The sequence below is a fragment of the Idiomarina sp. T82-3 genome, assembly GCF_001577655.1.
GTDB classification, from domain to species: Bacteria; Pseudomonadota; Gammaproteobacteria; order Enterobacterales; family Alteromonadaceae; genus Idiomarina; species Idiomarina baltica.
Genome location: NZ_LSBQ01000010.1, coordinates 58,522 through 74,042, shown reverse-complemented (window position 1 = coordinate 74,042; position 15,521 = coordinate 58,522). Strand labels below are relative to the sequence as shown.

Annotated in this window: 20 protein-coding genes; 12 read left to right on the top strand and 8 right to left on the bottom strand. The window is 47.3% G+C overall.

All coding sequences use genetic code 11. The features are described 5' to 3' along the window. Window positions 1–82 precede the first annotated feature (82 nt). From AWU56_RS07955 to gpsA, 3 genes are all read left to right on the top strand, one after another. Window positions 83–514 (top strand): rhodanese-like domain-containing protein, encoded by a 432-nt coding sequence (locus AWU56_RS07955; RefSeq protein WP_006953871.1) that lies wholly within the window; start codon window positions 83–85, stop codon window positions 512–514. A gap of 82 nt (window positions 515–596) precedes the next feature. After that, window positions 597–1,091: a protein-export chaperone SecB gene (gene secB, locus AWU56_RS07950; protein WP_286682196.1), complete on the top strand. Its 495-nt coding sequence runs from the start codon at window positions 597–599 to the stop codon at window positions 1,089–1,091. Window positions 1,092–1,107: 16 nt separating this feature from the next. Continuing rightward, window positions 1,108–2,109, top strand: a complete 1,002-nt coding sequence (gene gpsA / locus AWU56_RS07945) for an NAD(P)H-dependent glycerol-3-phosphate dehydrogenase (protein WP_286682195.1) — start codon at window positions 1,108–1,110, stop codon at window positions 2,107–2,109. 15 nt (window positions 2,110–2,124) lie between these two features. Here the strand turns inward: gpsA and slmA are convergent, their stop codons facing one another. The 3 genes from slmA to coaBC are packed head-to-tail and all read right to left on the bottom strand — an operon-like array spanning window position 2,125 to window position 4,426. Continuing rightward, on the bottom strand, window positions 2,125–2,718 hold the full coding sequence (gene slmA / locus AWU56_RS07940; RefSeq protein WP_006953868.1) for a nucleoid occlusion factor SlmA: 594 nt from the start codon (window positions 2,716–2,718) through the stop codon (window positions 2,125–2,127). Window positions 2,719–2,734: 16 nt separating this feature from the next. Next, on the bottom strand, window positions 2,735–3,190 hold the full coding sequence (dut, locus tag AWU56_RS07935) for a dUTP diphosphatase (RefSeq protein ID WP_286682194.1): 456 nt from the start codon (window positions 3,188–3,190) through the stop codon (window positions 2,735–2,737). Window positions 3,191–3,208: 18 nt separating this feature from the next. After that, window positions 3,209–4,426 (bottom strand): bifunctional phosphopantothenoylcysteine decarboxylase/phosphopantothenate--cysteine ligase CoaBC, encoded by a 1,218-nt coding sequence (gene coaBC, locus AWU56_RS07930; RefSeq protein ID WP_286682193.1) that lies wholly within the window; start codon window positions 4,424–4,426, stop codon window positions 3,209–3,211. 106 nt (window positions 4,427–4,532) lie between these two features. On the opposite strand from coaBC, the gene radC reads away from it, so the two are divergent. The 3 genes from radC to rpmG all read left to right on the top strand — a co-directional run bounded on the left by radC (window position 4,533) and on the right by rpmG (window position 5,792). After that, window positions 4,533–5,207 (top strand): RadC family protein, encoded by a 675-nt coding sequence (radC, locus tag AWU56_RS07925; RefSeq protein ID WP_040487498.1) that lies wholly within the window; start codon window positions 4,533–4,535, stop codon window positions 5,205–5,207. A gap of 180 nt (window positions 5,208–5,387) precedes the next feature. Continuing rightward, window positions 5,388–5,624, top strand: coding sequence for a 50S ribosomal protein L28 (gene rpmB, locus AWU56_RS07920; RefSeq protein ID WP_006953864.1), 237 nt, complete (start codon window positions 5,388–5,390; stop codon window positions 5,622–5,624). Between the two features lie 12 nt (window positions 5,625–5,636). Next, a complete protein-coding gene (rpmG, locus tag AWU56_RS07915; RefSeq protein WP_006953863.1) occupies window positions 5,637–5,792 on the top strand; it encodes a 50S ribosomal protein L33 in 156 nt (51 codons plus the stop codon). Window positions 5,793–5,870: 78 nt separating this feature from the next. Here rpmG and AWU56_RS07910 read toward each other — a convergent pair whose 3' ends face one another. Beyond that, complete coding sequence (locus AWU56_RS07910) at window positions 5,871–6,503, bottom strand: 2OG-Fe(II) oxygenase (protein ID WP_286682192.1); 633 nt, start codon at window positions 6,501–6,503, stop codon at window positions 5,871–5,873. Window positions 6,504–6,582: 79 nt separating this feature from the next. Between AWU56_RS07910 and AWU56_RS07905 the strand changes: the two genes are divergently transcribed. After that, the gene (locus AWU56_RS07905; RefSeq protein ID WP_286682191.1) at window positions 6,583–7,068 is read left to right on the top strand and encodes a hypothetical protein; all 486 of its coding nucleotides are present in this window, start codon (window positions 6,583–6,585) and stop codon (window positions 7,066–7,068) included. A 12-nt stretch (window positions 7,069–7,080) separates the two neighbouring features. Further along, complete coding sequence (mutM, locus tag AWU56_RS07900) at window positions 7,081–7,893, top strand: bifunctional DNA-formamidopyrimidine glycosylase/DNA-(apurinic or apyrimidinic site) lyase (protein ID WP_272978284.1); 813 nt, start codon at window positions 7,081–7,083, stop codon at window positions 7,891–7,893. Here the strand turns inward: mutM and bioH are convergent, their stop codons facing one another. Then, window positions 7,894–8,658: a pimeloyl-ACP methyl ester esterase BioH gene (gene bioH, locus AWU56_RS07895; RefSeq protein ID WP_286682190.1), complete on the bottom strand. Its 765-nt coding sequence runs from the start codon at window positions 8,656–8,658 to the stop codon at window positions 7,894–7,896. A gap of 154 nt (window positions 8,659–8,812) precedes the next feature. Between bioH and AWU56_RS07890 the strand changes: the two genes are divergently transcribed. The 3 genes from AWU56_RS07890 (at window position 8,813) to AWU56_RS07880 (ending at window position 11,564) form a co-directional block, all read left to right on the top strand. Then, window positions 8,813–9,436, top strand: a complete 624-nt coding sequence (locus AWU56_RS07890; RefSeq protein ID WP_286682189.1) for a ComF family protein — start codon at window positions 8,813–8,815, stop codon at window positions 9,434–9,436. A 38-nt stretch (window positions 9,437–9,474) separates the two neighbouring features. Continuing rightward, entirely contained in the window at window positions 9,475–10,053 is a 579-nt protein-coding gene (gene nfuA, locus AWU56_RS07885; protein WP_006953856.1) for a Fe-S biogenesis protein NfuA, read from the top strand. A 116-nt stretch (window positions 10,054–10,169) separates the two neighbouring features. Beyond that, complete coding sequence (locus AWU56_RS07880) at window positions 10,170–11,564, top strand: DUF4397 domain-containing protein (RefSeq protein WP_286682188.1); 1,395 nt, start codon at window positions 10,170–10,172, stop codon at window positions 11,562–11,564. Here AWU56_RS07880 and AWU56_RS07875 read toward each other — a convergent pair. Then, on the bottom strand, window positions 11,535–12,848 hold the full coding sequence (locus tag AWU56_RS07875; RefSeq protein ID WP_286682187.1) for an MATE family efflux transporter: 1,314 nt from the start codon (window positions 12,846–12,848) through the stop codon (window positions 11,535–11,537). The two genes, AWU56_RS07880 and AWU56_RS07875, sit on opposite strands and share 30 nt — an antisense overlap. Window positions 12,849–12,920: 72 nt before the next feature. On the opposite strand from AWU56_RS07875, the gene AWU56_RS07870 reads away from it, so the two are divergent. Continuing rightward, a complete protein-coding gene (locus tag AWU56_RS07870) occupies window positions 12,921–13,991 on the top strand; it encodes a polysaccharide deacetylase family protein (protein WP_286682186.1) in 1,071 nt (356 codons plus the stop codon). Here AWU56_RS07870 and AWU56_RS07865 read toward each other — a convergent pair. Together AWU56_RS07865 and cyoE are read right to left on the bottom strand one after the other, a co-directional pair. Beyond that, window positions 13,988–14,608, bottom strand: coding sequence for an SCO family protein (locus AWU56_RS07865; protein ID WP_286682185.1), 621 nt, complete (start codon window positions 14,606–14,608; stop codon window positions 13,988–13,990). The genes AWU56_RS07870 and AWU56_RS07865 overlap by 4 nt on opposite strands. Window positions 14,609–14,617: 9 nt before the next feature. Continuing rightward, on the bottom strand, window positions 14,618–15,514 hold the full coding sequence (gene cyoE, locus AWU56_RS07860; RefSeq protein ID WP_006953851.1) for a heme o synthase: 897 nt from the start codon (window positions 15,512–15,514) through the stop codon (window positions 14,618–14,620). Window positions 15,515–15,521: the final 7 nt, after the last annotated feature.

Genomic DNA, 15,521 nt, shown 5'->3' with positions numbered 1-15,521 from the left:
GAGGGTATACTTTCACCCTCTAAAAGGACATACCCTCTTCCTGTGAGGGGTCACCATTAACCGAATAAATAAACGAGTTAGCATGCAACAACTAATGACATTTGTAGCGAATAATCCATTCATGAGCGGACTATGGGTTGTTCTTTTGCTCGCGTTAATCATTATGACCATTCGCTCTACCATGCAAGGTATCAAGCAGTTACAGGCGCAACAAGCGATTATCTGGACTAACCGAGAGGACGGAATATTTGTCGATATCCGTTCAGCGGATGAGTACCGAAAGGGACACGTGAGTGGTGCTAAATCATTGCCGCAGCAGCAGATCAAAGACAATAAGGTGCATGCTATTGAAAAGTTTAAGGATGCCCCCATTGTATTGGTATGCAACACTGGACACACGGCGGTTTCGGTCGCGAAAAGTTTACAAGCACAAGGCTTTAACCAAGTCGCTGTCCTAGCAGGTGGCATGAATGCTTGGCGTAATGATAAATTACCGATTGCAACAGGAAAGTAGTTTTTAACTAAAAATTTAGCTAAAGTCTTCAATCGACAATTTAGTTTAGTGAACAACCAACGTTTTAATAGGAAGTATCATCATGGCTGACGAACAGCAAGCAAATGGCGCAACTGCCGAAAATCAACAACAACAACCGCAGTTTGCTATCCAACGCGTTTACACCAAAGACGTTTCTTTTGAAGCGCCTAACTCGCCTTCAGTATTCCGTAAAGAGTGGAAGCCTGACCTGAAACTCGACATGAACGTTAAGCATGAAAAACTTGAAGACAACGTTTATGAGGTCGTGCTGACTTTGACGGCAACTAATAAAGTAGGCGACGAAGTCGCATTCCTTTGTGAGGTTCATCAAGCGGGTATCTTCACCATCGGTGACGAAGTTCAAGAAGGTCAATTAGCGCATACATTAGGTTCTTTCTGCCCGAACATCTTGTTCCCGTACGCGCGTGAATGTGTAGCAAGCCTAGTGAACCGTGCAACGTTCCCACAGTTGAACTTAGCACCTGTGAACTTTGATGCGATCTTTGCGCAACACGTTCAGCAGCAACAAACACAACAACAGCAAGCTGACGCGTAAGGACTGGTTGCTTAATATGAAGCAAGCAGAAGTTGCGATTCTAGGGGCGGGGTCTTATGGCACCGCCCTTGCTATTTGTTTCGCTCGAAAAGGGGTGAAGACTTTACTCTGGGGGCGCGATGAAGTGCAAGTTGCGGCGATGCGAGAACATCGCGAAAATGCGCATTACTTGCCGGGTTGTAAATTTCCAGAAAGCTTAACCGTTACCGCAGATATTAAAGCGGCCGTGGATGGCGTGAAAAATGTGGTTGTGGTAGTACCGAGCCATGCTTTCGCTGATATCTTAAATACCATCAATCCGCTGCTGGCAAGGCACGCACGCGTCGCTTGGGCGACAAAAGGTCTTGAGCCAGAGAGTGGACGCCTATTGTATGAGGTCGCTGAGGATGTGCTTGGCAACACTCACGCATTGGCGGTATTGTCGGGTCCTACCTTTGCAATTGAAATGGCTAAAGGCCTACCGACGGCTATCTCGATGTCATCGACCGATCAAGATTTTGTGGATGAGCTGTCAGAAATGCTGCATTGCGAGCGTTCTTTTCGCGTTTATACCAATGATGACTTTATCGGTGTGCAACTCGGTGGTGCAGTCAAGAATGTCATTGCAATTGGTGCTGGTATGGCGGATGGCATTGGTTTTGGTGCGAACGCACGTACTGCGCTTATCACCCGTGGTTTAGCCGAGTTGACACGCTTAGGTCTCAAGCTGGGTGCCAAAAGTGAAACCTTCACTGGGATGGCCGGTTTAGGTGACCTTATCCTTACTTGTACAGATAACCAGTCACGAAATCGTCGTTTTGGATTAGCGTTAGGTCAGGGTAAGTCTGTAGATGATGCATTAGCATCCATCGGTCAAGCCGTCGAAGGCTACCGTAACACGCGAGAAGTCGTGTCTTTAGCGCATCGCGAAGACTGCGAAATGCCGATCTGTGAGCAGATTTATAAAGTGTTATACGAGGGTAAGGCGCCGGAAGAGGCGGCTATCGCGTTATTGAGTCGTGCTAAGAAGAATGAATGATGCAATGACTGGCTGCTAGGATGCAGCCAGTAATTGTTGTTCCATAAGTTGCCACTGTTGCTCAAAGTGTTCCGTAGGTAAGCGTTTAAAATCTGAACGTACGAATTGACTAATCTTACCATCAGCGAATGACAATAATAGATTCGCGAGTACACCTTCTTCTACAGCGAACCGCTTTTGTTCTCTTAATGCCTTTTCACGTAAAACTTGCTTCAGTTGTGACTCAATACGGTTAAATAAATCCTCTATCCTATGGCGTAGCCTGTCATGCTCCCCCATTAATGCATCACCTGATATGACACGAGTAATTCCAGGATTCCTTTCAGCGAAAGTAAGCACTAACTTAAGGATCGTTTGGCAACGCATCAGCGTGTCTTTCTCTTCGTCCATAATTAAATTAATGCGGCTTAAAAGCGTATCTTCGACAAACTCAATAAGCCCCTCGAACATACGTGCTTTTGATGGAAAGTGACGGTATAACGCTGCTTCCGAAACACCCAAGTTAGCCGCTAATTTTGCCGTGGTAATCCGTTGCCCGGGGCTTGTCTCCAACATGGCGGCAAGGGCTTGTAGAATCTCTTCACGACGGTTTCTTTTTTGTTGTGTCATCGCGTTACCTAATTAACTATTGCTTACCAGAATGGCCAAACCCGCCTTCACCGCGATCGCTTGCAGCGAACTCGTTTACAATGTTGAGATCGGCCTGAATGACAGGAACAATCACTAGTTGTGCAATGCGGTCGCCAGGTTCAATTACGTAATCTTTTTCACTACGATTCCAAACGGACACCTTAAGCTCGCCCTGATAGTCCGAGTCAATGAGTCCGACAAGGTTGCCAAGAACGATACCGTGTTTGTGTCCAAGTCCAGAGCGAGGTAATAACGTCGCTGCATAGTTTGGGTTACCGATATGCATGGCAAGCCCAGTTCCGACTAAGTGCGTCTGTCCTGCTGCAATAGTCATGGGCGCATCAATACACGCGCGAAGATCCATGCCTGCTGAACCGCTAGTGGCGTACTCAGGAAGCGGGATGTCGGTGCCAATTTTAGGATTAAGTATCTTGACTTCTACCGAGGTCATATTGATTCGGTTCCTTAATTATCTACGAAAATTCTGATGAAAGTGGTTCGCAATATAGTGTGCCAGCTGATGGGCAAGCGATGTTTTACTTTGTTGCTCAAACACAACACGCTCGTCAGCACTGAGCACCACGGCGGCGTTATTATCACTATTAAAGCCAATATCACTATTGCTAACATCATTGGCGATGATGAGCGCTAACTTTTTACGTTTCAATTTATCAATCGCATACGTTTCTACGTCGCGTGTTTCCGCTGCAAAGCCAACGCACATCGGTGCAGGGCTCTGTTCAGCAATGGTTTTTAGAATGTCTGGGTTTTCAATAAGCTCGAGTTGTGGAGCACCCGATTGAGCGTTCTTCTTTATTTTGTGTTCGGCGATATTCGCGACACGATAATCTGCCACTGCAGCACAACCGATAAAAATGTCACTCGGGTGCGCCAGGGCTGCTTCTAACATCTCTTGCGCTGATTCTACATCAAGCCGTTTCACCCCCGCGGGCGTTTGAAGGTCAACAGGACCTGCTATCAGTGTCACTTCAGCACCGAGTTTGGCTGCCGACTGAGCCAGGGCAAATCCCATTTTACCGGAGCTGTGGTTACTGATGTAACGCACGGGGTCAATTGCTTCTCGCGTTGGACCTGCAGTGATAGTGAGTCGCACGCCTGCAAGCGGTTTACTCACTGAATCCTGTAACTGCTCAATGATGAACGCTTTAATTTGATGGGGCTCACTCATGCGTCCAGCACCTACATCGCCACAGGCCTGCGAGCCCGACTCGGGGCCAATCGCCTTGACTCCTTGCTCGCTAAGCCGTTGCATATTGGCCTTAACCGCAGGGTGTTGCCACATTTGTTGATTCATTGCCGGCGCCAGCAACAACGGTGCAGCAGTGGCAAGACAAACGGTACTGAGTAGATCATCAGCAAAGCCATGAGCGAGTTTCGCTAACGTATTAGCGCTGGCCGGCGCAATCATAACAATATCGGCCCACTTCGCCAGTTGAATGTGACCCATACCGGCTTCTGCTTGTGTGTCGAGTAGTTCACTATGCACTTCTTCACCGGATACCGCTTGAAGTGTCATGGGCGTCACAAAGGCTTCGCCACCTTTGGTCAGTATGACACGAACCTGTGCGCCCTCGTCTTTGAGGCGACGTATCAGTTCGGGTATTTTATAGGCTGCTATGCCTCCGGTGATGCCGAGTAAAATATGTTGACCTGCAAGTGCGCTCATGATGAATCACCAACGTCCGTATGTTAAGACACGTAAAGATAACATGAGCTACGGCAAGGCGGTAGTCTGTAAGGCTACACTCGAGTATTTTAGCGGAGCTGAATCAATGAGTGTAAAGTCTTGGCCTGAGTCTGAAAGACCCCGGGAAAAGTTACAGCAATTTGGAGTTAGTGCGCTGTCAGATGCGGAACTGTTGGCGATCTTGTTGGGGAGTGGTTGTCGAGGTTTGGACGTGGTTACGTTTGCACGACAGCTGCTCGTGCAATTTAACGGGATTGGTCCATTACTGACATCCTCGAATCAGCAACTGATGGCTGTAAAAGGGCTAGGGCCCGCGCGTATTAATCAGCTACAAGTGGTACTCGAACTCTCAAAACGCTACTTAGCTTGGCAACTCTCACGGCGGGACGGATTTACTGAACCCTCGATGGTGAAGGAGTATTTGTCAACTCAGTTGCGTCATCAGCGGCGAGAGGTTTTTGCACTGCTATTGCTTGATAGCCAACATCGTTTGTTGCGTTATGAAGAGCTATTTTACGGTACGATTAATGCTGCTCCAGTTTATCCGCGTGAAGTGCTTAAACTTGTCATGCAGCATAATGCGGCTGCCGTTATCTTGGCGCACAACCACCCATCGGGAGTGGCGGAACCGAGCCAGGCGGATAAACGAGTAACAGAAAGGCTCCAGAAAGCACTTGCCCTGGTTGACGTTGCGTTGCTTGATCACTTCGTGATCGGTAGTGGTGATCCTGTTTCATTTGCCGAAAGAGGGCTTATTTAATAATCACTGGAGATCTATTGCAAGATAGCGTAAAATTGCGCCCGAACGATCAAAGAGATCAAAAAACCGCCGTTTTAGCTTGATTAGCGGGCCTGTTTGCTGTATAAAATGCGCCCTCGGATTTCTAGGCAAGGTCAAATTGGGCGACAGGCGAGCTTGCAGCAATTTTGGAGTAGAGACATGTCACAAGTATGCCAAGTTACAGGTAAGCGTCCGGTAGTCGGTAACAACCGCTCGCACGCACGCAATGCGACTAAGCGTCGCTTTTTACCAAACTTACAAACTCACCGCTTCTGGGTTGAGAGCGAGAAGCGTTGGGTAAAATTACGCATTTCTACCAAAGGTATGCGTATCATCGATAAAAATGGTATTGACTCGGTATTAGCGGATCTCCGCGGCCGTGGTATCAAGGTGTAAGGAACAGATATTATGCGCGATAAGATTCGTTTGGTGTCGTCTGCTGGTACAGGTTATTTCTATACTACAGACAAAAATAAACGCACCATGCCAGAGAAAATGGAGATCAAAAAGTTCGATCCAGTGGTTCGTAAACACGTGATCTTCAAGGAAGCAAAAATCAAGTAATTTGGTTTTGTTTCGCAAAAAACCGGCTACTACGCCGGTTTTTTTATATCTAAAATTTATGCGATGTGCGCGACTAAATTAGCGTGGTGGATCGATAATGCCGGAGATGCTGGCGTTTAACCGGAACCAACCTGTTAAACTGAAACGATCTTTTTGGCTAGGAAGTACCTCGTGTACAAACTGGTCACTTAAAAACACGACTAATGTGCTACGTTTTGGTAATACTTTTTCCAACACCTCACCGCGCTTTCCGTACATTACTAATTCGCCGCCATCGGCCTCGCTCCACTCAGGGTTAAGATAAAGCACCGTGGTTAACTTGCGATTACTTTTACCTTTAAACGCGTCCAGATGCTTTTTATAAAACGCGCCTTTAGGGTAGTGAGCTAAGTGACATTCGTAGTCGAACAAACCCATAAAGAGCGTGCGGTTAACAGCGAGTCGTAACTGTTCCATTAAGTTCAGGAAGGGGGCGCCGTAAGTGCTGTTATCGTCTAGCCAAATAATCCTATCGTTACGAACCATCGTATTAATGGTATGTGTTTGAGCGCGTCCAATGGCAGCGGTCTGCCAATGAGCTGAGGCAATTTGGCTCGCTTCTTGATACAGTGGTTCTGCGACGGTGTGGGGTAAAAAACTCGGAATAATTGCGTATCCACGCTCAACAAGCGCGTCGATTATCGAGTCAATGTGGTGGGATATTTTTTCCATAGCCATGATTAAATAAGATAAGCGGCGAGAATATAAAGTATTATTGTGATATCAACAATTGTTTTGTCGAAGAGAGTCTATGGATATTAACGAAAAGCGACGGTTTTTTGGACTCACATTAAAAAAAAGCACTTGGAATAATATCATCGTTTACGTGGTGCTTATCATCGTGGCGACTTTTTGGTTTGCTTTTCCAAATCCAAATACCAAGATAAGCTCGGGACCCACTCAGTCGTTGATGGGTAAGTCAGATGAACTCACAGGAATCGAATTTGCAGGTTCAAAATACCAACTGAAGGATCAGCAATGGATCTGCCAAGGTGATTGTATTCAATCCCAAGAGCAAGTGTTGGCGCTTATTAATCAATGGCTACAGTTGGCGATTTCAGCGACAAGCCAAAGGCCTCAAGGCGATCCAGTCATCGTGACTTTGTATTTTGGCAACGATAATTATGCTGAAGTTGAGCTTTATGATAAACCCACGGTAATGCTTAGGCTGCCGCAACAAGGACAATTATATTTAATAGAAAACGCAACTCGCGCGTCTCTAATTCCTAGTAACTAGTGGAGCCTCATTGTGCCAGAATTACCAGAAGTTGAAGTGAGTCGTATGGGGATAGCCCCGCATATTGAAGGGCATAAAATTGAGCGTGTTAATGTTCACGATACACGATTACGCTGGCCTGTGCCTGACCAAGTTCATCACGTTGAGGGAAGCCGTCTTCTTCGCGTGGTTCGACGAGCTAAATATTTACTGCTAGAAACTGAGCAGGGCACACTCATTTTGCATCTCGGCATGTCAGGAAAGCTACGCGTAGTGCCGATTGAAACACCGCGCGTTAAGCATGACCACATCGAAATAGAGTTCGCGACGGGGCAGTGTTTGCGGCTCAACGATCCGCGTCGGTTTGGCGCCCTATTATTTACTGAAACGAATGCTGACGAGCATAAGCTGCTAGCGATGCTTGGACCCGAGCCTTTGACGGATGAATTTAATGCAGATTATTTATTCGAGCGATCACGCAACAAAAAGCAACCGATAAAGACGTTCATCATGGACAACCATCAAGTGGTTGGTGTGGGTAATATCTACGCCAATGAAGCGCTCTTTAAAGCAGGTATTCATCCCAAGCGCGCCGCTGGAGCAATAAGTAAAGTGCGCTATGAAAGATTGGTTAAGCACATCAAAGAGACATTAGCTGAGGCGATACAGCAGGGTGGCACGACGTTACGTGACTTTACTCGAGTGGATGGTTCCCCCGGTTATTTTGCCCAAAAACTTCAGGTTTATGGGCGTGGCGGAAAAATGTGCATGGTCTGTAAAAAGCCATTGCGAGAAATTCGTTTAGGCCAGCGCAGTACGGTGTATTGCACACAATGCCAACGTTAATCAGCCTTTGATAAAGTTTATCAGGCGTTCGATAAACAATTCGGGTTCGGTGATGAACGGCGCGTGAGCGCTGTCATTAAATACGTAGGACGTGGACTGTGGAACTAAGCGCTCGATCGCCTGACAAGCGCTGATAGGTACCAGCCCATCAAGTCGACCATACATGCGTAGCATAGGCGCTTGGATATGCTTGAGAGTGTTGCGAAGATCGGTTTTTTCAAGCAATTTCAGTCCTGTAAGCAATGTTTCTTCAGAGGCTAACGGGGATTCAAATAACCACTGTTTGAGTTGCTTTACTTGCTGCTTTGCATTTTTACTGCCCATCGCTTGGAGTGATAAAAAGCGCTCCACCGTTTTACGAAAATCATTTTGTAAATCGGTTTCTAGCTGGGTCATTAATCGTGGCTTGATGCCTGGCCAATCACTCGACTCCAGAAAGTAAGGGGATGACGCTACGGTGATCAATTTATCGACGCGCTGGCAGTGTCGGGTAGCTAACGACGTGGCTATTAATCCACCCATTGACCAGCCCAATATATGGAAACGTTGAGGTAGGGAACATAGCAATTGGTCAGCGATGGAATCGACGGAATTCGATAGGGTTTCTTCATGACTATCACCAAAGCCTGGCAGATCGACCAGCCATACATTGAAGTGTTTGCTGAGTTCGTCTTTTATCAAGCTCCATACGTGACGATTCATACCCCAGCCATGGAGTACAACTAAATCTTCCCCTTGCCCCTGTCGTGTTATTGCAATACTCACTATGTTTCTCTTTTTTTGTCGATATTGATGAACTATGCTATCTCGCCTTAATCACCTCGCCATCATACTGCAATTCAATGATTGTGTCTTTTGCCAACAACCAACGAACTCGCTAACCGGAATTTGCACTATTTGCAGTGCGCAGTTGCCTAGAATGTGCCCTCGTTCCTTTCGGCACTTGTTGTTGGAACATGCACCACCGCATGGAGAGCGTTGCTTCCGTCGACAGCGGCTTTGCATCGCAGTTTGGCGATATCACACGTCAATACGTTGGCTAATCAATCGCTTTAAGGAGAGTGGAAACAGTCACTGGGCTCGACTATTGGCATTACAACTGAGCGCACAGGTTTTGCTTACCTATCGCTATCACAGCATGCCTTTGCCTGACTATTTAGTCGCTATGCCAAGTACTGACAAGGATTGGTTAAAACGAGGCTTTCATCCCGCCGGCTTGATTGCTCACCATTGCGGATGTTTACTTTCGATCCCGGTTGCCAAACGTGGCTTGCTATGGATAAAACGTTTGGACAAGCAAAAGTATCGCAGTCGACAACAGCGCTGGCAGAGTCGAATAGGAGCTATTAAGGCGAATCGCAAATTATCGGGTCAGTCGATTGCGGTAATTGATGATATCTGCACAACAGGCGCAAGTTTTTGCGCTGCGAGTGAGGCACTACATGCCGTTGGTGCGCGTTCAGTTGATGTTTGGAGTCTGGCGTATAACCTAGGAGCGTCCCGCTCGAACACTAGTCTTTTGGCAGTGTCTGCGTTAGAATAAAACCTAGTAAATTACTCAAGTATAGGAACGGTGATATTATGATCCGCATTTCGGAATCTGCACAAAAGCACTTCTGTAAGTTGTTAGCTGATCAGCCCGAAGGCACAAACATTCGCGTATTTGTTGTTAATCCTGGGATGCCGAATGCTGAGTGCGGTGTATCTTACTGCCCACCCGACTCAGTTGAGCCAGATGATGAACGACTTCCTTTTAACGGTTTCGACGCAGTCGTTGATTCAGGAAGTGCGCCGTTTTTAGAAGACGCTGTGATTGATTTTGAGGAACAAGAACTTGGTTCACAATTGACATTGAAGGCGCCTAACGCTAAAGCACGCAAAGTGGCTGACGACGCGCCTCTGATTGACCGTGTGGAATATGTGATTCAAGCGGAAATTAATCCTCAGCTTGCCAATCATGGGGGTCATGTTTTAGTGACTGAAATCACCGAGGACGGTAAAGCGGTCTTACAATTTGGTGGTGGTTGTAACGGCTGTAGCATGATCGACGTGACGGTGAAAAACGGTATTGAGAAAGAACTCATCGAGCGTTTCCCAGATGAGATCACGGGCGTCCGAGATGTGACTGAACATGAACGTGGTGAACACTCGTATTACTAGATCATTCTAGCTATACAAGCTTACAAATTCTTTACAAAACTTGTTAAGCAAATGTGATCCCTCGCATTTGCATAGTTCGTAGTGATATTTGCCCTAATCATTACGAGGAAATTACAATGCGAGGAATCACTAAACTCAGTGTACTACTTTTGCCGACGCTTGTCTTGTCGGGATGTTGGTTAGATGACGATGACAACGACGATGAAGTAGTTGTCGACCCCACACCAGAAAGTAGTTTCGTACGCGTGCATCATACAGCCTCTGATGCGCCGAACGTCAATGTAATAGCAGAAGATACAACGCTTTTAGAAAACGTACCTTATCAAGCCAGCTCCAGCGTTATCGAAGTCGAAGAAGGTGAGTATTCGATAACGGTTGAGGGCATTTTACCCGACCAATCGACAGCTGCAGTCATTGGACCGGCGGACCTGACTTTTAACGCAGACACACGCTACGAAATATTTGCCGTGGGTAATGTGAGTGATGAAAGTCTCGAACCTTTAGTCATTAGTAATCCAGTGTCGGACGTTGCGAGTGGCAATAGCCGCATTCAAGTAGTCCATGCAGCTTATAACGCTCCCGGAGTTGATGTCTATCTGACTGCGCCTGACGCAGCACTTGCCGACGCATCGCCCGCGGCCACATTGGAGTTTAGTGATGACTCAGGTCAAGTCTCGGTTGAAGCCGGTGACTATCGTGTTCGTCTAACCCCAGTAGGTGAAACAACCGTGGTCTATGACTCGGGTACCATTACGCTTCCCGACGGCAGTGACTATATCGTGGCTGCAACAGATAATACAGCAACAGGCGATTCACCTGTGACGCTGCAGATTGCAACGGGTGACGGTACGGTTTTAGTTCCTGACGCAAACGCAGGAGCGGATGTACGTGTTATTCACGCCGCTGCCGACGCACCAAATGTTGATGTAACGCTGAATAACGCAGCCGATCCGCAAATCACTGATCTTGCGTTCCAATCAGCCACTGACTATATCAACGTCGCAGAAGGTGACTATTTGATCGATGTCGCCGCAACCGGTGGCACACCGCAAGTGTTAGATGATGTCGAGTTCTCGCTAGAAGCGACAATGAGTTATAGCATTTATGCGGTGGGTGCTTTAGGTGATGACTCATTAGCTCTACAGGCATTAACTGAGCAACGTCGTAGTATTGCAACGGCCGCGCAGCTTCAAGTGGTGCACGCGTCTCCTTCAGCGGGTAACGTGGATATCTATTTGACCGCAGCTGAAGATATTAGCGATGCTGATCCCGTTGTTGCCGATGTACCTTTTGATGTTGAAGGCTTGGTGTCAACAGGTAGCTTACAAGTCACTCCAGGTGAATACTACGCGACTGTCACTGCAGCAGGCACTAAGACTGCAGCAATTGGTCCTGTATTATTCAACTTAGAAGGTGGTGGTATCTATACAGTTATCGCGGTCGATGCTGACGGTGGTGGCACACCTCCACAAGTTATTTTACTAGACGACCTTGCGACTCCTGCGCAGTAACCAAATCGCTTGGTAAACAGCACGCATAATGAGAAAGCCACTCAGAGCCAGCCACAAACCATGGTTCTCGAGTGGCTTACTTAGCCACCAAATCGGGATAAAACCAGTAATAGCCGCAAGCAACATGGTATCTCGCATGGCTTTTGACCATGCTAGACCGATAAACACACCATCCAGCCAATAGCTCCAATGTGCAAGCAACGGTAGTGCGATCACCCACGGTAAATAGCGCATTGCAGTATCCACCACTGCTGATAAGTCAGTAATCAAGCCAATAATTTGCTGCCCTAACAACCAAAATATGAGTGAATAGCCGACCGCGAACAGGCTTGACCACAACAGTGTAATCCTGCACCAGTAGCGTACTTGATTTGGGCGATTTCGTCCTTTGGCTTCGCCGGCTAACGCCTCAACAGCATATGCGATGCCATCAAGCCCAAGTGATATCAGCATTAAGAATTGCATTAACACTGCATTGGCAGCCACTATGGTCGTGCCATATCGTGCGGCGTAGCCTGTCATCATCGCCATGCAAAGTTGCAGTGTCAGGCTGCGAACAAAAATATTGCCATTAGCCTGTAAGAACAAGCTTAATTTACTGGCAACAATACGTGCCTTGCGCAACTGCCAACCTAAGGTGTGACGACACCAATAGAAACCGACGATAGCTGTTGTCCACTCAGCACAGAGTGACGCGTAGGCTGCACCTTTAACGTTCATGTTTAAGCCGACGATAAGGATGAGATCAAGTACGACGTTGACGAAGTTAGTAATAATCACTAACCACATCGCTCTTCGACTATCTTGACGACCGAGTAAAACACCCAGGCAGATCAGTGTTGTGAGCGCCGCTGGCGCTGACCATAATCGAATTTGAATATAGTCCGTGGCGTAATTGAGTAACTTTGGGTCTGGTGCGACGAGCCACAATGACACTGAAGTTATAAAAGGACTCAAGCTAATGATTACCACGCCCAGTATTAAGGCGGTGAGAATCCCATGGGTGAATAGTTGATGTTGTTCTGTTTGATCATCGGCGCCAAAGGCTTGGGCAATAGCGCCCGTTGTCGCCATACGAAGAAATACCGCAAGTAAATATATAAAGCTGACGACCATGGCGCCAATCGCAACTGAAGAGAGATACACGCTGTTTGGCAAGTGCCCGATAATTGCCGTATCGACTAGCCCTAAAAGCGGTGCAGCGATATTCGAGATCATCATGGGTAACGCGATTGCAAATACGCGACGATGATCGGCGCGCGCAAAGCCCAACAACTTTTGCATTAAGCGAATTCCAACTAAATCATGTAGACTGGCATTAATGTAACATTCACCAGCAACTTTCTGGATAGTCTGATGAAATTAATCACAGGTTTATTGGCTCTTATCGCACTCTCTAGTTTTACAGTGGATGCCATGGCATCTAATGATGATTATCCGGGGGTACATATTCTTCAGTATCATCATGTCTCTGATAGCACCCCAGCGGTGACCTCGATTACACCAGAGCAGTTCGAGCAACATTTAAGGTACTTGAAAGACAACAACTTTAATGTTGTTGATATCGAGCAAGCCGCAACATGGGTAGACGAGGGGGCAAGTATCCCGCCCAAGACCGTCGTTATTACTTTTGATGATGGTTACGACAATGTATTCGAAAACGCTCATCCGATACTTACAGAGTATAATTATCCGTACGCTGTTTTCGTTAATCCTGATTTACTTGAAGCGCATCCATCGGCCTATATGAGTTGGCGGGAGTTGAAAACAATTGATGCAGAAGGCGCGACCATCGTGAACCATGGACAGACTCATGCTCACTTAATTCGTCGCAAAGACAATGAATCAGAGGCGCAATGGCAGGCTCGAATGAAACAGGATATTGTTTCAGCGCAACAAGCGATTGATGCTCAGTTAGGTGAACAACCTAAGTACTTTGCCTATCCTTACGGCGAATATTCGCCGGCGCTTGAGAAGCTACTAAAAGACTGGGGCTTTAAAGGGTTTGCTCAGCATTCAGGTGCTTGGAGTCAATGGAGTCCGACCACAGCGATCCCACGTTTTCCAGCATCAGGACGCTACGCTAACTTAGAGACGTTGGCGGTCAAACTGAATAGTTTACCTATGCCTGTAACTCATTATACGCCGGCAGACCCGTTAGTTTCACATTCCGAAACGCGCCCGACTGTGACCGTCGAACTTAGTAAGACAGAGGGAATGAACACCAATGCATTGCGCTGTTTTGCAGGAAGTGATGTGCTTGAGCCGCATTGGGACTCTGAAATGCAATTTAGCGTGACACCTAAGAACGACATCCCTATGGGACGCTCTCGTATCAATTGCACAGCTCCGAGTACCAGTGGTGGTTATCATTGGTTCTCGGTGGCGCTCATTCGTCCCGATAGTCAGGGTAACTGGCCCGACTAGCCCGCTAATATAGCAAAATCGCGTACTAGCTGTTCCATATCGACTGTTGGAATAGCGCCCGGCTCGTGAGTCGCATTAAAGATAGCGAGCCGCCTCCCGTTAGGATTCACCAAAATAATCGCTGCACTGTGATTGACCAAATAATTTGTTTCCCCTTCTTCAGGAACTGAATACATTAACCCTAAATCTCTGACAAATGGGAACAGTTGTGGGTGCTCAGCGCGCACCCCAACGAAATTTTTACCGAAGTAACCCGTGTACTCCGTTAAGCGCGCCAGTGAATCTCGCTGAGGGTCGACGGAGATCATCCAAACTTTGACCGGGACATCAGCATGAGCTTGCAACTGGGGCAGAATTGCTTTTAGAGAAGAAAGCGTGGTCGGGCAAATATCCGGACAATAGGTGTAGCCCGTAAAAAGTAACGTCCACTGACCCTTTAACGCTTCGTTATCAACGGTTCCACCAGTAGCCGTGGACTCAATCTTAAAAGGAGCAAGTGCCCTTGGTGGATCATATACCAAGGCTTCCGGCTTTTCTTGCGGCATTGTGATAAAAGCCAAAGCCCCGGCAGCGGCTGCCAATATTCCACCGATAATTATAAGCCAACGCGATTGCATGGTATGTCCTTACAAATAATGATCAACTAAGAGAATGACGAACATTAACATCAGATGCCAAATGGAGAAGGTGAACATGCTATATGCCGTATTTTTTTCCGGTGCATATTTAAGTTTCCATGCATACCCCAAGAAGATCATGTTTAAAGCGGTTGATCCAATCAGATAAAGCACGCCTGACATACCAACGAGATAAGGCAGAAGACATACCACCGATAGCAAAATAGTGTATAGAAAGATGCAAGTCTTGGTAAATTCGACGCCATGTGTAACCGGTAGCATTGGGACTTTAGCTCGCGCATAGTCCTTTTCTCGATGCACGGCGAGTGCCCAGAAATGGGGCGGTGTCCAGGTAAACACGATCATGACTAAAAGAATCGCAAAACCGTGGATCTCATTGGTCATGGCTGTCCAGCCTAACAGCGGTGGCGCTGCACCTGCCAAACCACCAATCACAATATTCTGTGGCGTGGCGCGCTTTAAAAACATGGTGTAGACCACTGCATAGCCCACCATACTGGCAAAGGTTAACCAAGCTGTTAGTGGGTTTACCCACGCGTACAACATGACAAAACCTACGAGCCCCAGGATCGTAGCAAAGGTCAATACACGCGTTGGTGAGAGACTTCCTTGTGGTAGCGGACGACGTAAGGTTCGCGCCATCTTGGCATCAATATGGCGGTCGACTAAGTGATTAATCGCCGCTGCGGCGGCAGACATTAGACCAATACCCGCGAGGGCCGGAATCAGAGTCCAAACGGGCAACGCGTTCTGCGTCGACAAACACATGCCGACCACCGCCGTCAGAAGTAGCATGGCGACGACCCGTGGCTTTGTGAGCTCTAGATATTCGCGCCATTTGATGATGGGGTGTTCGAGCTTTTTATGGCTTGTTATGGTTTGCATAAACACC

Coding starts and splice junctions, on each gene's coding strand:
- AWU56_RS07880 (WP_286682188.1), top strand. CDS start 10,170: ATGCGAGGAATCACTAAACTCAGTGTACTACTTTTGCCGACGCTTGTC.
- AWU56_RS07905 (WP_286682191.1), top strand. CDS start 6,583: ATGGATATTAACGAAAAGCGACGGTTTTTTGGACTCACATTAAAAAAA.
- AWU56_RS07865 (WP_286682185.1), bottom strand. CDS start 14,608: ATGCAATCGCGTTGGCTTATAATTATCGGTGGAATATTGGCAGCCGCT.
- rpmG (WP_006953863.1), top strand. CDS start 5,637: ATGCGCGATAAGATTCGTTTGGTGTCGTCTGCTGGTACAGGTTATTTC.
- AWU56_RS07870 (WP_286682186.1), top strand. CDS start 12,921: ATGAAATTAATCACAGGTTTATTGGCTCTTATCGCACTCTCTAGTTTT.
- AWU56_RS07955 (WP_006953871.1), top strand. CDS start 83: ATGCAACAACTAATGACATTTGTAGCGAATAATCCATTCATGAGCGGA.
- dut (WP_286682194.1), bottom strand. CDS start 3,190: ATGACCTCGGTAGAAGTCAAGATACTTAATCCTAAAATTGGCACCGAC.
- AWU56_RS07910 (WP_286682192.1), bottom strand. CDS start 6,503: ATGGAAAAAATATCCCACCACATTGACTCGATAATCGACGCGCTTGTT.
- AWU56_RS07890 (WP_286682189.1), top strand. CDS start 8,813: ATGTGCCCTCGTTCCTTTCGGCACTTGTTGTTGGAACATGCACCACCG.
- radC (WP_040487498.1), top strand. CDS start 4,533: ATGAGTGTAAAGTCTTGGCCTGAGTCTGAAAGACCCCGGGAAAAGTTA.
- secB (WP_286682196.1), top strand. CDS start 597: ATGGCTGACGAACAGCAAGCAAATGGCGCAACTGCCGAAAATCAACAA.
- cyoE (WP_006953851.1), bottom strand. CDS start 15,514: ATGCAAACCATAACAAGCCATAAAAAGCTCGAACACCCCATCATCAAA.
- rpmB (WP_006953864.1), top strand. CDS start 5,388: ATGTCACAAGTATGCCAAGTTACAGGTAAGCGTCCGGTAGTCGGTAAC.
- coaBC (WP_286682193.1), bottom strand. CDS start 4,426: ATGAGCGCACTTGCAGGTCAACATATTTTACTCGGCATCACCGGAGGC.
- AWU56_RS07875 (WP_286682187.1), bottom strand. CDS start 12,848: ATGCAAAAGTTGTTGGGCTTTGCGCGCGCCGATCATCGTCGCGTATTT.
- nfuA (WP_006953856.1), top strand. CDS start 9,475: ATGATCCGCATTTCGGAATCTGCACAAAAGCACTTCTGTAAGTTGTTA.
- slmA (WP_006953868.1), bottom strand. CDS start 2,718: ATGACACAACAAAAAAGAAACCGTCGTGAAGAGATTCTACAAGCCCTT.
- gpsA (WP_286682195.1), top strand. CDS start 1,108: ATGAAGCAAGCAGAAGTTGCGATTCTAGGGGCGGGGTCTTATGGCACC.